We start from the raw sequence: 13,044 nt of genomic DNA, 5'->3' as shown, positions 1-13,044 counted from the left end.
AGCCTGCCCGCCGGATTCCCGATCGGACGCTAACGGAAATTTTACTCTGAACCTTCATAATCGCCGCTGAACCTCTCAAGGTCCGAATGGAGCGATGCGTGTGAGCATGACGGAATACCCAAAAATGGCGCCGCCCGATACGTTGCCGCCCGAGGCGGCGAGCCGCCTCGGGGAGCGGCGGAGCCGTGCCGCCCTGCGCCGGATCGCCGCGGGCGAACAGCGCAAGCGGGCCACGCGCATCGCCGAAGCCCTGCACGACGGATCGTTTTGCCTGCGCTATTTGCCACGACTCAGGCTTGGCGCGGCCGGTCAAACGCCTGCTGGCCTCCTGGAGGGCGCGGAACTCTGGATCGGCCTGCCGAACCGAAAGCGGGGTCTGGTCGCCGTGGCGCCTTTCCTGCGCGGCCTGGAGCGCCAGGGGCCGCGTGCCGATATGCTGCGCTTCAGCCTCGCCGCCGCCACCGCCGAGGTTGCGACATGGCCGGGGACATGGCGGGTCGCCGTGCCCGTGACGGGACGAACCCTGACCGACGGTGCGGTGCTCGATGCCGTGCTGGAAGCTCTCGATACCGCATCCATCGCTCCCTGGCGCATCGAGTTGCAGATCGACGAGACCGAACTCATCGACAGCGGCACGCCGCTCAATCACACGATCGGCGATCTGCGCGCGGCCGGACTTGGCGTCACGCTCGATGGATTCGGCGCGACCTTCGGCGGCCTCGCCTTATTGTCCCGCCTGCCGCTCTCCGGTCTCAAGCTCGATCGCCGGCTCGCCCGCGTCGGCGAGCCGGACGACGATGCCGCCGATGAAGCCACCTTGATTCGGGCTTCGGCCGAAATCGCCCACCGGCACGGTTTGACCGTGACGATCGACGGGATCGAAACCGAAGCCGAACTGCAACGGGCGCGCCGGCTTGGCGTCGATTTCGTTCAGGGACCATGGATCGGAGCGGCGATGCCTGCCGAAACACTCCGCGTGCGGGCACGATCCCAGGGCTGATCCACAACCCGCTTCCCGGCGCCGGACGATCTTGCCCGGCGCACCGATCCGGGCCAGACCACCCGGATGACTGAAGACGAGATTGCAACCGGTTCTCGTGCAAATGCCGCGGACGCCGCGATCCTGGATCTGGCGCGGGAGCGCGGCTGCGGGAAATCGATCTCTCCCGCCGAAGCGGCGCACCGCCTCGCGGAACATGACGGCAATGCCGGCGCCACCGATGCCTGGCGGCACCATATGCCCGCTATCCGCCGCGCCGCGCTGCGCCTTGCGCAATCCGGGACAATCGACATTTTGCGCAAAGGCAAGGTGATCCCGCCCGAGGCCGCGCGCGGGGTCATCCGGTTGCGGTTGCGCGAAATCATGGAGGAACGCCGATGAGCGTGGGGATGCTGCCTCTGTTGCTGAGCCTGATCTTTCCCGCCTGCGGCAAGGCCGGAGCGCAAGGGGTCAAACCGCCCGGCATCGTCGATTTCAACCATCTCGTCCTGCCGAAATCGCCGAACAAGGCGCTGGCAGCACCCGTCGGTTTCACGCCGAACCCCGATCTGACCACCCCGCGCTACAAGGTGCCGCCGGATGTGCTGTTCGCCGAAATCGCTTCCGTGGCCGCCGCCGAACCCCGCACCTACGAACTCGATTCCTACCCGGCACAGTTCCAGGCCGCCTGGGTGGTTCGCACGCCGGTCGCGAATTTCCCGGATGTGGTCGAGGCCGCGGTGCGGCCGGACGGCGCCGATGGCAGCGCGCTCATTCTCTATTCGCACTCGATCTACGGCTATTCCGATTTCGGGGTGAACCAGGCGCGGGTAAAATCCTGGCTCGCCGCGATCGAAGCGAAACTGATCAGGATCACGCCATGAAGTTTCTGAATAACGCCCGCCTCGCCCTTGCCGATGCCTGGCGGCTCGCGAAACCGTATTTCAGCTCCGAGGAAAAATGGATCGCCTGGGGGCTGCTCGCGGCGATCATCGGGCTCAATCTCTTCGCGGTCTATCTGAACGTCCTTTACACCTACTGGTATCGCGTCGCTTACGACGCGCTGCAGGTCAAGGACGCGCCGAAGTTCTGGGAAGCGATGTTCACCTATCGGTTCGTCAAGGGCTATCCCTGGTTCGTGCCGGGATTTTCCGAATGGGCCGCCATCAACATCACCGTTCTGGTCTATGCATTCTACCTCAATCAGATGCTGGAAATCCGCTGGCGCCGCTGGATCACCAATCGCTTCGTGCAGGATTGGCTCGACCGGCGCGCCTATTACGAAATCAGCCTGAAGGCCGAGGCCGGCAGCCCGCTCGACAACCCGGATCAGCGGATCGCCGACGATCTGCGCAGTTTCGTCTCGAACAACCTGTCGCTCGGCATCAACTTCATCGCCAATATCGTCAATCTGTTCAGCTTCATTTTCGTGCTCTGGTTCCTGGTGCCGCCGCTGCACGCGTTCGGCGTGACCATCCCCGGCTATCTCGTCTGGGCCGCGATCATCTATTCGATCGTCGGCACCTATTTCACCCATGTCATCGGCTGGCGCCTGATTCCGCTGAACTTCCAGCAGCAGCAGGTCGATGCCGATTTCCGCTTCAACCTGATGCGGGTGCGCGAGAATACCGAACAGATCGCGCTCTATGGCGGCGAGGCCGAAGAGGCACTGGGGCTTGGACAGCGCTTCCACGCGATCTATCTCAATTGGTGGAAGATCATGAAGCGCACCAAGGCGCTGAATTTCTTCACCGTCGGCTTTACCCAGATCGCGATCATCTTCCCGTTCATGGTCGCCGCTCCGGGCTATTTCACCGGCGTCTTCACGCTTGGCGTGATGATGCAGGTCAGCAATATTTTCGGCAACGTGCAAAGCGCCTTTTCCTGGTTCGTCGGGGCCTATCCGCAGCTCGTGACCTGGCGTGCGACGGTTCAACGTCTCGACGGCTTCGAACGGGCGGTGATGTCCGCCCAGGCGCGCGATGCGGCTATGCCGGTTGGAACCGCACCGGCACCGGGCGGCGGCCTGCTTGCCGAGGATCTGGCGATCGACCTGCCGGATGGGCGGCGCCTGTTCAGCCAGCCGCATCTGCACATCGCGCCGGGCGAACCGGTCGCGATCACCGGTCCGTCAGGCGCCGGCAAATCCACCCTGTTCCGTGCGCTTGCCGGGATCTGGCCGTTCGGTCACGGCCGCGTCACCCGACCGGCCGGCCAATTGATGTTCCTGCCGCAGAAACCCTATTTTCCGCTGGGCTCGCTGAAACGCGCCGTCGCCTATCCGCGCCAGGAACATGAAATCGCCGACGACGCCGTGCGCGCCGCCCTGGCCGATGTCGGCCTCGCGCAGCTCGCCGCACGGCTCGAACAGGTCGACAACTGGACTCTGCGGCTCTCCGGCGGCGAACAGCAACGTCTTGCCCTGGCCCGCGTGCTGATCGTCCAGCCGGATTGGCTGTTCCTCGACGAGGCTTTATCGGCGCTCGACGAACCGGCGGCACGCTCTTTGTTCGCCATGCTCCGCACGCGCCTGCCCGGCACCCAGTTCGTCTCGATCGCCCACCATGAAAGCGTGATCGATCTGCATCCGCGCCGGACGCGCCTCGCCCAAGGCGACGGCGGCGTCATGCATCTCGTCCCCGAGGCCGAGCCGGTGCCCGGCGAATGAACCCGATCGCCATTTTCGGGCATCGCGGGGCGCGCGGACTGCTGCCCGAGAACACGCTCGAAGGCTTCGCCTGTGCCCACGCAATCGGCCTGACCGGCGTGGAATTCGATGTCGGGCTAAGCGAAGACGGAATTGCCGCGGTGCATCACGATCCACGCCCAAACCCGGATATCGCCCGCGCCGCCGACGGCATTTACGTCGGCAAGGATGCACCTCTGCTGCGCGACCTGCCCTATGCCCGGATCGCGCAATACGATGTCGGACGATTGCGCCCAGGATCGGACTATGAGGCGCGCTACCCCGATCAACGACCGATTGACGGCGCGCACATCCCCAGCCTCGATGCCGCTCTCGGCGCTCTCGCCGGGCTCGATCTCCTGATCGAGGTGAAAACCTTCCCCGACCGCCCGGACGACACGGCAGCGCCGGAAGCGATGGCCGCTTCGGTCATCGCCTCTCTCCGCCGGAACGGCGCACTGGAAGATGCCGTGCTGTTCGCCTTCGACTGGCGGGTACTGCGGGTGGCGGCGGCGCTGGAACCATGCTTGCGCCGCTGTTGCCTGAGCGCGCCGGATACCGTCGCCGAAGGCCGTTTATGGCTCGACGGCGCCGATCTAGGCCAGTTCGACGGCAGGCTGCCGCGTGCCGTTGCCGCCACGGGGGCCGCGTGCTGGGCGCCGTTTCATGCCAGCCTCGATCAGGCCGATCTGGCCGAGGCGCAGTCGCTCGGCCTCCGCGTTCTGCCCTGGACGGTCAATACGCCCGAGGCGTTTGAGCGGATGATCGCGCTTGGCGTGGACGGGATGATTTCCGATCGGCCGGATCTGGCCCGAAGCGCCGTCGAAGCCGTGGGGGGGATTGTTGCCGGCCCAGGCTTCGTCCGATCCTTCGGGGCAAGCATAGGCATCTGAATCCCAGAAATTCGCTCGGCGCGCGGCATGAAACAGGAATTGCCGCAAGGCCGGCGCCCGCCAGCCGGCTTCACCCACCAGAATATCGATCGGCGCGAACAACTCATGAGCGTGCGCGATGTTATGCACGGCGAACTCGTGGAATTGCTTGGGTTTGAGCGCATAGAGCACCCGCATGTCGCGCACCGGCAAGGCGATCGCCGTCTCCGGCGCGCGATCGAACGACCCGATGGTCCGCCAGCGCGGCGTGTCGTCGTGCTCCGCGACCGCGCGGCGCAGCCACACCGACGGACAGGTCACCAGCAGAGAGTGCAGGCTCGGCGTATAGCGCGAGCGCTTGTCGAGCAGGTTTTGCAGGCTGCCGCACACCTCGATGGCAAACAGATCGACGAACATGTCGCCCGGCGTGCCGCCGAACCAGAGCCAGAGTCCGTCCGGGAAAGTGCGCATGCGTGCGGCGCCCGGTATTTTGAGCGACGGCGCATCGTTTTCCTGCGATGGTCCAGGCCGGGCCTTGAGCCAGACCCCCTGCCCCCGCGCATCCGCCTGTTCCAGGCCCGGCGGCGTTTGCGGCCAGGCCCGGATTCTTTCGCGCACGAAACCGTCCAACGTCTGAAAATTCATCATTTTTGATCCATTTTTGCGCGAGCGTGGAAGAAAAGACTACCTTAGGTAGTATTCTGCAATCGGTTTTGCTTGGCAAGGCGAATCCGCACATCATCTCTCGATTTCATGAACAAATGGTCAGAAAAGTGATCGCCGGATTATGCGGCCATGTATCGCCAGCTCGATCGGGTCGAATGGCGGAATTGCGGAATGCGCGATGAAATGTGCAGAGAGGCTATGCGTGGGGATGCGGCCATGAGTGCGAAATGGGCATGCGGCTCAAGTTCCGGCGAACCGGAAAGCCCCCGCCAGTCGATCAGGTCTCATTCGTGGATGAGGATTGCTTCGCGTTCCGACCACCAATGCCGTAGGTATTGAGGAAAATCCTGACCGAACCATCCACGATCCGATCGATTTCCTCAGTTGACGGCGTCATTTTGATGCGGAGTCTACAGAGAAAGGCCAGCCGGGTCTGGCACAGCGCAAAGAACTGCTCGGCGGCGAATTCGGGGTCGGGGACATTCATCCGGTCACGCCTGACCTGTTCCCGCAGCCCATCGGCAAGATAACGGATCGCCCGCGCCGGGCCAGCCTCGAAAAAGGAAAGGGCAATGTGGGGAAATTTCTCCGCCTCGGCAATCACCACCCGATAGATCGTGATGCCGATGTCGGACAGCAGCAGGTGCAGCATCCGGCGGGCGATGCGTGCCAGCATTTCGGCAGGTTCTTCTTCGGCATCCGGTGCCTGAAAGATCAAATGGAGGTTTTTCGCGCATTCCTCCTCGACATAGGCGCTGAACAACTCCGCCTTGCCGGGAAAGTAGTTGTAAAGCGTCCCTTTCGAGACCCCTGCCTCCAGCGCGATACGCGACATACTCGCCCCCCCGTATCCGTCTCGCGCGAAAACCACGCTGGCGCCCCGCAGGATCTGGGCCGCTTTTTGGGGAGAGAGACGTTCAGACATCGGCATGAGCGCCTTGAGGCAGAGATTTGTGCATTGACAGTCAGCCTACGCTGGGTATGTATAACCCGTCAATGACCGAACGGTTCGGTCATATCAGTAAGGCGCCCATGATGGACGATGACGGCCGGCGAAACCGTGACCTTGCGATGGGCGAGGATGATCGGAACGAATCCGGTGCCCGGCAGAGTCGAGTCCCCAATGATGCGGTCGCCGCCATCACGCCGCCCCGGTCAAAACGGCCCTTCGTCGTTCTGGCGATCGTTCTGCTCGCCCTGGTCGTGGCTGGTATCGTCTATTGGCTGCATGCGCGCCAATTCGCGACGACCACCGATGCCGAGATCGACGGCGCGATCCATCGCATCGCGCCGCGTATTTCGGGGCAGGTCGAGGCGGTTCTGGTGCACCAGAATCAGCACGTGGCGAAAGGCCAGCTTCTGGTCCGGCTCAATGCCGGTACCGAAATCGTCGCGCTGGACCGCGCCCGTGCCCAGCGCGCGCAGGCAGTGGCGGATGTGGGCACACGGAACGCGGATGTCGCGCAGGCAGAGGCGAATGTCGCGGTCGCCAGGGCCAATCTGTTCAAGGCCCAGCGCGACGCGGCGCGCTATGCGCGGGTCAATCCCCAGGCGGTCACCCGCACCGCGCTGGACGCGGCGACCGCCGACCTGCGCGCGACCGAGGCGCGCCTCGATGCCGCGAAACAGCAGGTCACCGGCGCCGAAGCCGGGCTGGTCGCGGCCAAGGCGGCCCTTAAAGCAACGGATGTCGCGGTCGAGAACGCCAAGCTCCAGCTTTCCTACACGTCGATCCGCGCCCCTGCTTCGGGCTATATCGCGGAACGCTCGGTGCGTACCGGCAATGTCGTCGCCGCGGGCTCTGGATTGATGGCGCTGGTCGGCGACCGGCTCTGGGTGACCGCGAACTACAAGGAGACGGAGCTTGGCCACATCCATCCCGGTCAGCACGTGCGAGTCTATATCGATGCGGTCCCCGGTGTTGCGTTCCACGCCAGGGTCGCCAGCATTCAGCGCGGCACCGGCAGCGTGTTTTCGCTGCTGCCGGCCCAGAACGCGACCGGCAATTACGTGAAAATCGTGCAGCGTGTGCCGGTGCGGATCATTTTCGACGACCACCGCATCGGCAAATACCTGTTGGCGCCGGGCATGTCGGCCGAGCCCTTTATCCGCATTGCGTCAAAATGAGCCTGCTCTATGCGTCCCGGCCCAACCCGCCGCGCTCCGCGGCGGGACCGTACAACCCATGGCTGATCGTCGCGATGATCGCGCTCGCCCCGTTCATGGAGGTGCTCGATACCACCATCGCCAATGTAGCACTCACCCACATCGCTGGTTCGCTTGCAGTCAGCCCCGAGGAAAGCACCTGGGTTCTGACCTCCTATCTGGTCTCCAACAGCATCATCCTGCCGATCACCGGCTGGCTGCAGGGCGTGGTCGGCCGCAAGCGACTGTTCCTGATCTGCATCGCGCTGTTCACCGCGAGTTCGGTGCTGTGCGCCTTCTCGGCCTCGCTGACCATGCTGATCGTCGCGCGCGTGCTCCAGGGCCTGGGCGGCGGCGGGCTGCAGCCGGTCACCCAATCGATGTATGCCGACAGTTTCCCGCAGGAAAAACGCGCCCAAGTCTTCGCGGTGTTCGGCCTGGTGATCATCGTCGCCCCGGCGGTCGGGCCGATCCTGGGTGGCTGGATCACCGATCATCTCTCCTGGCACTGGGTGTTCCTGATCAACCTTCCAATCGGACTGATCGCCTTCACCCTGATCGCGATTTTCGTCGATGAACCAATGCTGCTGGTGCGCGAGCGGGCGGCGAAGCTCAAGGCAGGGTTGAAATTCGACTATTTCGGTCTTTTCCTGGTCGCGACCGGCTTCGGCGCGCTGCAGATCTTCCTCGACAAATTCTCGCTGGATGATGGGTTCGGCAGTTTCTTCATCCGAACCCTGTTCGTGGTCTGGAGCGTGTCGCTCGTAACCTTGGCGGTTTGGGAGTGGGACCATCCCGAGCCGGTGATGAACGTCAGGTTGTTCCGATATCGGAATTTTTCCATCTCGTGCATGATCATGTTCCTGATCGGCGTCATCCTGCTCAGCACCACCCAGTTGCTGCCGCAGCTGACCCAGACCCTGCTGGGCTATTCGTCCGAAACCTCGGGCTTCGCGCTCGCGCTCGGCGGGATCGCCACGATCGGTCTGATGCCGGTGGCCGGCATCGTGACCGGGCGGTTCATTTCGCCCCGTGTTCTGTTGATCGGCGGCCTGATCGAGACCGGCCTCGCGCTCATCTTCCAGTCGCATCTCGCGCCGGATGCGTCCTTCGCGACGATTTCGTTCGACCGGGTGCTCCAGGTGATCGCCCTGCCCTTCCTGTTCATCCCGATTTCCGCCCTGTCCTATGTCGGTCTGCCGCCGGCGCGCAACGCCGACGCCTCGGCGCTGATCAATCAGGTGCGCAACATCGGCGGCAGTATCGGCATTTCCTTCGTCACCACCATGCTCGCCTGGCGCACCCAGTTCCATCATTCAAGGCTTGCCGAAGCGATCACACCGTATGTCAGCCTTCACGGCCAGACCCTTTCCGAGGTGGCCGCGGATGTGCAACATCAGGCAGCATTCATGAGCTATCTCGATCTGTTCCATATTCTTGGCATGACCGCGTTGCTGGTCTGGCCGGTGGTTCTTTTTCTTGGCGCGCCTGCCAAGGCAGCCAAAGGAGTATCCTATGAGGTTTGACCGATTCCGCCCGGACCGGCGACACCGCTTGCGTCAGGCGACAGCCCTTGGCGCGAGCCTCACTTTGGCTTTGGGGCTCGGCGGCTGCGAACTCGGCCCGAATTTCCACAACCCCCACCCGCGCACGGCAGCCTCGTTCCTTGCCAACCGCCCGGCGCTCACCGCGCCGGACACGGTCAGCCAGGGCAAAGTCGATCTCGCCTGGTGGAACAGTTTCGGCGACCCCAGCCTGACCAGTCTTGAGCACGATGCGATCGCCCAAAACCTCGACGTGCGGATCGCGACCCAGCGCCTCGCCGAAGCGCAGGCGCAAGCCGAGATCGAAGGTGCCGCGCTTTATCCGAACCTGGATTTCGCCGGCTCGTTCACCCGCGAGGGACCGAGCAAGAAAGGCGTGTTCACCGCTCTCGGCGGCAGCGGCTCGAACACCAGCACGAGCACCAATGCCGGCCAGACCGCGAACGGCGCCGGCGGCACCTCGGGCGGCGGCGGCATCCCCGGCTCGGCGATCCGGCCGTTCAACCTGTTCCAGTATGGTTTCTCCTCGGTGTTCGACTTCGATCTCTGGGGCAAAAACCGCCGCGCGCTGGAAGCCGCCCTCGCCGCCGCCCAGGCATCGGGCGATGCCCGCCGCGCGGTGCTGCTGAATACCGAGGCCGAAGTCGCGCAGGACTACATCGATCTGCGCGCCGAGCAGACGGTTCTGGCCATCACCAGGGACAATCTCGCCAGCGCCAATCATATCGCCGGCCTGACGGCGGAACGCGAACAGGCCGGCCTCGCCAATGCGCTCGATGTCGCGGATGCGCGTGCCCAGGCCGCCTCGGTCAAGTCGCAGATCCCCGCCCTGCGCACCCGCATCGATTATCTGATCAACCAGCTCAGCCTGCTGCTCGGCCGCGGACCGGAGGCGCTCCGTGCCGAGCTGATCGCCCCCGGCGCGGTGCCACCGGTGCCGCCGGTGGTGCCGATCGGCTTGCCGTCACAACTGCTTCAGCGCCGGCCCGACATCCGCGAGGCGAGCGCGAAGCTGCACGAAGCGACCGCCGAAATCGGCGTGGCGAAGGCGGATTTCTTCCCGGATCTTTCGCTGTCGGGCTCGGTCTCGTTGCAGGCGCTGCAATTCTCCAACCTGAACCAGCTCGCCGCCGTCACCTACGCGATCGGGCCGCAGATCACCATGCCGATCTTCGAAGGCGGCAAGCTCAACGGCCAGCTCCATCTGCGCAAGGCGGAACAGAAACAGGCCGCGATCACCTATGCGAAAACGGTTCTGACCGCGTTCCATCAGGTCGATAATGCCCTCACCGCCTACGATCAGGAGCAGAACACGCTGGCCGCGCTGAAGACCGACGTGGCGGAGAGCAAGCGCGCGCTCGGCCTCGCCCAGCAACGCTACCGGGAGGGCCTGGCCGATTATCTCCAGGTGCTGACCGCCCAGCAATCGGAACTGCGTGCCACCCAATCCGAGGCGCAGAGCCTCGCGAAAATCTCGACCGACCTGGTCACGCTCTATCAGGCACTCGGCGGCGGTTGGGAGCAGACCTATCCCGCCAAAACCACGGTCGCCGCGCGGTAATCGCGCGGCCGTCGGGTCGCACACCGCCTGGAAGTCGCTCGTTCTTTTTTTGTTCTTGACACTCGCGCGGTTTGCCGCTTGAGTGTTCACGAACATAACATGAACATTCGAACGCTCATCCCCCGCAATACCCGCCCGGACCAGCGCGGCACCAGACTCGAACCGGCCAATCGGTTCGAACGCGAAAGCCGCGACGCCTTCGATGACGGCTGGGAAACCCTGGCCGAGGATGCGCCGCCACCCGAGACCGTGCTGATCCGGGATTCGAGCCGCAGCATCATCAGCCGGAACGACAGCCCCGATCTCGGGTTCGATCGCGGGCTCAACCCGTATCGCGGTTGCGAGCACGGCTGCATCTATTGCTACGCGCGGCCGACCCACGCCTATCTCGGCTTCTCGCCCGGCCTCGATTTCGAGACCAAGCTGGTTTTCAAGCCGGAAGCCGCGGTACTTCTGGAACGCGAATTGTCGCGCAAATCCTATACGCCGGCGCCGATCGTGCTCGGCTCCAACACCGATCCGTACCAGCCGGTCGAGCGGCAACTGAAGCTCACCCGCGCGGTGCTGGAGGTGCTGGACCGATTCAACCACCCGGTATCGATCATCACCAAATCGGCCGGCGTCCTGCGCGATGCCGACATTCTCGCGCGAATGGCGTCGCGCAACCTCGCCCGCGTCCATCTGTCGATCACCACGCTCGACCCGCGTCTCGCCCGCACCATGGAGCCGCGTGCGGCGAGCCCGGCGCGGCGCCTCGCCGCGGTCGCGGGGCTCGCTTCCGCCGGAATTCCGGCCGGGGTTCTGGCCGCGCCGATGATCCCTGGCCTGAACGATGCGGAACTCGAACGGATACTCGAAGCCGCCTCCCGCGCCGGTGCACGCAGCGCGGGTGCGGTCCTGCTGCGCCTGCCTTACGAACTCGGCGACCTGTTCACCGACTGGCTGCACCGCACCGTGCCGGATCGCGCGGCGCACGTGCTCAGCCTTATCCGTCAGACCCGCGCGGGCGCCTTGAACGATCCCAATTTCGGCTCGCGGTTCAGGGGCACCGGACCCTATGCCGCATTGCTCGCATCGCGTTTCCGCCGCGCGGCGCGGCAATACGGGCTGGATGCCGCGCAGCCCGCGCTCGATTGCACCGCTTTCGCGCGTCCGGGCCAAACCATCCGCCCGGACGCGCAATTGTCTCTCTTCTAGCCTATTCCGCCGCCGCCGGAGCCGGTGCGGACGGCACGATGGTGCGCCAGGGCCGGAAGAACACGATGCCCGCGACAAGGCCGCCAATTCCGACCAGATTGGTGATCGTATTGAAGGTGGTGATCGCGTAGAGCGCCATGGCGAACAGGAAAATCGCACTCGCCGCAGGGAACAGGCAGAACGCGATCCAGCGCCATACCGATTCCTTGTAGATGTCGCGCAGCATCCAGGCCGCGACCAGCCCGGCCAGCCCGTAATAATAGGCAACCTGAATGCCAATCGCATTCACCGAATCGGTGATGATCGTGTTGATCGTCGGCATCAGCGACGACACCCAGAGCACCACGAGTCCCACGCCGATCAGCAGGTACATCGCCCGCACCGGGGTTTCGGTGCGCTGATCGACGGCGCCGAACGCGGTCGGCATCGCGCCATCCCGCCCCATCGCGAACAAGGTGCGGGAGAATTGCAGCATCGTGGTCTCGAGTGTCGCGATCGACGACAAAATCACCGCGACGGAGGCGATCAGCCCCCCGGTACGGCCAAGCCCGGACGCGACCGCGATGTTATAGACGATGTTGTCACTGTATCCCTGCGCCGCCTTGGTCGTAAACAGCAGAAGGGCGGCGAGCGTGAAGGCAACATAATAAACGATGGTCACGAACACGCTGCCAAATCCGCCATTGCCGGCGTTGGTCTCGGCATCCTTGGTTTCTTCCGACAGGTTCGCCGTGACATCCCAGCCCCAATAGAAGAAAATCACCACCAGCGCGGTCGCGGCGAATCCTCCGGCCGTGTAATGAAAGCCGAACCAGGACCACGAGAAATGGTTCACCGAGCCATGCAGCCCGACATGGACGAAGGCGGCGATCGCCACGACCGCGAGGATCACCAGCTCGATCGTGCTCATCACCATCTGGATTTTGCTGGTCAGCTTGATGCCGGCGATCAGCACGAAAGCGATCAGCAGGAACCAGAATGTCGCCACACCTGTGGTAATGACCACGCTCTTGGTCAAGGCCGGGGCGATGAAATTCAGGGTCGATGTGGCGATCGGCAGGCTGCCGGTGACCATGAACACCATCGAGGCGACAAGCAGCGCCCAACCCGAGAAATAGCCGAAAAATTTGCCGAATACCCGACTCGTCCAATCGTAGGCCGCACCCGCATTGACCATTCGCTTGGTCAGCGCCTTGTAGGCCACCGCGATGCCCAGCATCGGTATGGCGAAAATGATCAGGCTGCCCGGTGAGAGCAGCCCGGCCGCGCCGATCAGCGCCGCCGTGGTGACCGCGATGGTGTAGCCCGGCGCGCTGCCGGCAATGCCCATCACGATCGATTCGATGAAAGAGAGCGAATTCGCCCTCAGCTCCGTTCGCATTGTTTGCTCCTAT

Annotated in this window: 12 protein-coding genes; 10 read left to right on the top strand and 2 right to left on the bottom strand. The window is 64.1% G+C overall.

Features of this window, described 5'->3' with window-relative positions; translation table 11 throughout:
- The first annotated feature begins 94 nt into the window (after nucleotides 1–94).
- The 6 genes from AiwAL_RS09005 (at nucleotide 95) to AiwAL_RS08980 (ending at nucleotide 5,191) form a co-directional block, all read left to right on the top strand.
- The gene (locus tag AiwAL_RS09005; protein ID WP_408851454.1) at nucleotides 95–1,000 is read left to right on the top strand and encodes an EAL domain-containing protein; all 906 of its coding nucleotides are present in this window, start codon (nucleotides 95–97) and stop codon (nucleotides 998–1,000) included.
- Between the two features lie 66 nt (nucleotides 1,001–1,066).
- Complete coding sequence (locus tag AiwAL_RS09000; protein WP_262312555.1) at nucleotides 1,067–1,381, top strand: DUF3253 domain-containing protein; 315 nt, start codon at nucleotides 1,067–1,069, stop codon at nucleotides 1,379–1,381.
- The gene (locus AiwAL_RS08995; RefSeq protein ID WP_235703816.1) at nucleotides 1,378–1,863 is read left to right on the top strand and encodes a DUF1499 domain-containing protein; all 486 of its coding nucleotides are present in this window, start codon (nucleotides 1,378–1,380) and stop codon (nucleotides 1,861–1,863) included. Before AiwAL_RS09000 ends, AiwAL_RS08995 begins: the two co-directional genes overlap by 4 nt.
- Nucleotides 1,860–3,647 (top strand): ABC transporter ATP-binding protein/permease, encoded by a 1,788-nt coding sequence (locus AiwAL_RS08990; protein ID WP_262312554.1) that lies wholly within the window; start codon nucleotides 1,860–1,862, stop codon nucleotides 3,645–3,647. Before AiwAL_RS08995 ends, AiwAL_RS08990 begins: the two co-directional genes overlap by 4 nt.
- Entirely contained in the window at nucleotides 3,644–4,558 is a 915-nt protein-coding gene (locus tag AiwAL_RS08985; protein ID WP_262312553.1) for a glycerophosphodiester phosphodiesterase family protein, read from the top strand. The genes AiwAL_RS08990 and AiwAL_RS08985 overlap by 4 nt, the downstream gene beginning before the upstream one ends.
- Before the next feature lie 27 nt (nucleotides 4,559–4,585).
- Nucleotides 4,586–5,191, top strand: a complete 606-nt coding sequence (locus AiwAL_RS08980; RefSeq protein ID WP_262312552.1) for a hypothetical protein — start codon at nucleotides 4,586–4,588, stop codon at nucleotides 5,189–5,191.
- A gap of 289 nt (nucleotides 5,192–5,480) precedes the next feature.
- Here the strand turns inward: AiwAL_RS08980 and AiwAL_RS08975 are convergent, their stop codons facing one another.
- On the bottom strand, nucleotides 5,481–6,134 hold the full coding sequence (locus tag AiwAL_RS08975) for a TetR/AcrR family transcriptional regulator (protein ID WP_262312551.1): 654 nt from the start codon (nucleotides 6,132–6,134) through the stop codon (nucleotides 5,481–5,483).
- Between the two features lie 101 nt (nucleotides 6,135–6,235).
- Here AiwAL_RS08975 and AiwAL_RS08970 point away from each other — a divergent pair, with 101 nt between their 5' ends.
- The 4 genes from AiwAL_RS08970 to AiwAL_RS08955 all read left to right on the top strand — a co-directional run bounded on the left by AiwAL_RS08970 (nucleotide 6,236) and on the right by AiwAL_RS08955 (nucleotide 11,650).
- Nucleotides 6,236–7,330: an HlyD family secretion protein gene (locus tag AiwAL_RS08970; protein WP_262312550.1), complete on the top strand. Its 1,095-nt coding sequence runs from the start codon at nucleotides 6,236–6,238 to the stop codon at nucleotides 7,328–7,330.
- A complete protein-coding gene (locus tag AiwAL_RS08965; RefSeq protein WP_235703822.1) occupies nucleotides 7,327–8,874 on the top strand; it encodes a DHA2 family efflux MFS transporter permease subunit in 1,548 nt (515 codons plus the stop codon). The genes AiwAL_RS08970 and AiwAL_RS08965 overlap by 4 nt, the downstream gene beginning before the upstream one ends.
- Nucleotides 8,864–10,453 (top strand): efflux transporter outer membrane subunit, encoded by a 1,590-nt coding sequence (locus AiwAL_RS08960; protein ID WP_235703823.1) that lies wholly within the window; start codon nucleotides 8,864–8,866, stop codon nucleotides 10,451–10,453. The genes AiwAL_RS08965 and AiwAL_RS08960 overlap by 11 nt, the downstream gene beginning before the upstream one ends.
- Before the next feature lie 105 nt (nucleotides 10,454–10,558).
- Nucleotides 10,559–11,650, top strand: coding sequence for a PA0069 family radical SAM protein (locus tag AiwAL_RS08955; RefSeq protein ID WP_235703834.1), 1,092 nt, complete (start codon nucleotides 10,559–10,561; stop codon nucleotides 11,648–11,650).
- A gap of 1 nt (nucleotide 11,651) precedes the next feature.
- On the opposite strand, the gene AiwAL_RS08950 is transcribed toward AiwAL_RS08955, so the two are convergent.
- Entirely contained in the window at nucleotides 11,652–13,031 is a 1,380-nt protein-coding gene (locus tag AiwAL_RS08950) for an APC family permease (RefSeq protein WP_235703824.1), read from the bottom strand.
- Between the last annotated feature and the right edge of the window lie 13 nt (nucleotides 13,032–13,044).

The organism is Acidiphilium sp. AL (assembly GCF_025499445.1).
Lineage (GTDB): Bacteria > Pseudomonadota > Alphaproteobacteria > Acetobacterales > Acetobacteraceae > Acidiphilium > Acidiphilium iwatense.
The sequence above is the reverse complement of the archived record's forward strand: the minus strand, read 5'-3'. Positions and strand labels throughout refer to the sequence as shown.

Excerpts from the sequence above, each read along its gene's own strand:
- AiwAL_RS08960 (WP_235703823.1), top strand. The coding sequence starts at position 8,864 with ATGAGGTTTGACCGATTCCGCCCGGACCGGCGACACCGCTTGCGTCAG.
- AiwAL_RS09000 (WP_262312555.1), top strand. The coding sequence starts at position 1,067 with ATGACTGAAGACGAGATTGCAACCGGTTCTCGTGCAAATGCCGCGGAC.
- AiwAL_RS08965 (WP_235703822.1), top strand. The coding sequence starts at position 7,327 with ATGAGCCTGCTCTATGCGTCCCGGCCCAACCCGCCGCGCTCCGCGGCG.
- AiwAL_RS08995 (WP_235703816.1), top strand. The coding sequence starts at position 1,378 with ATGAGCGTGGGGATGCTGCCTCTGTTGCTGAGCCTGATCTTTCCCGCC.
- AiwAL_RS08985 (WP_262312553.1), top strand. The coding sequence starts at position 3,644 with ATGAACCCGATCGCCATTTTCGGGCATCGCGGGGCGCGCGGACTGCTG.
- AiwAL_RS08990 (WP_262312554.1), top strand. The coding sequence starts at position 1,860 with ATGAAGTTTCTGAATAACGCCCGCCTCGCCCTTGCCGATGCCTGGCGG.
- AiwAL_RS08950 (WP_235703824.1), bottom strand. The coding sequence starts at position 13,031 with ATGCGAACGGAGCTGAGGGCGAATTCGCTCTCTTTCATCGAATCGATC.
- AiwAL_RS08975 (WP_262312551.1), bottom strand. The coding sequence starts at position 6,134 with ATGCCGATGTCTGAACGTCTCTCTCCCCAAAAAGCGGCCCAGATCCTG.
- AiwAL_RS08980 (WP_262312552.1), top strand. The coding sequence starts at position 4,586 with ATGAAACAGGAATTGCCGCAAGGCCGGCGCCCGCCAGCCGGCTTCACC.
- AiwAL_RS08970 (WP_262312550.1), top strand. The coding sequence starts at position 6,236 with ATGATGGACGATGACGGCCGGCGAAACCGTGACCTTGCGATGGGCGAG.
- AiwAL_RS09005 (WP_408851454.1), top strand. The coding sequence starts at position 95 with ATGCGTGTGAGCATGACGGAATACCCAAAAATGGCGCCGCCCGATACG.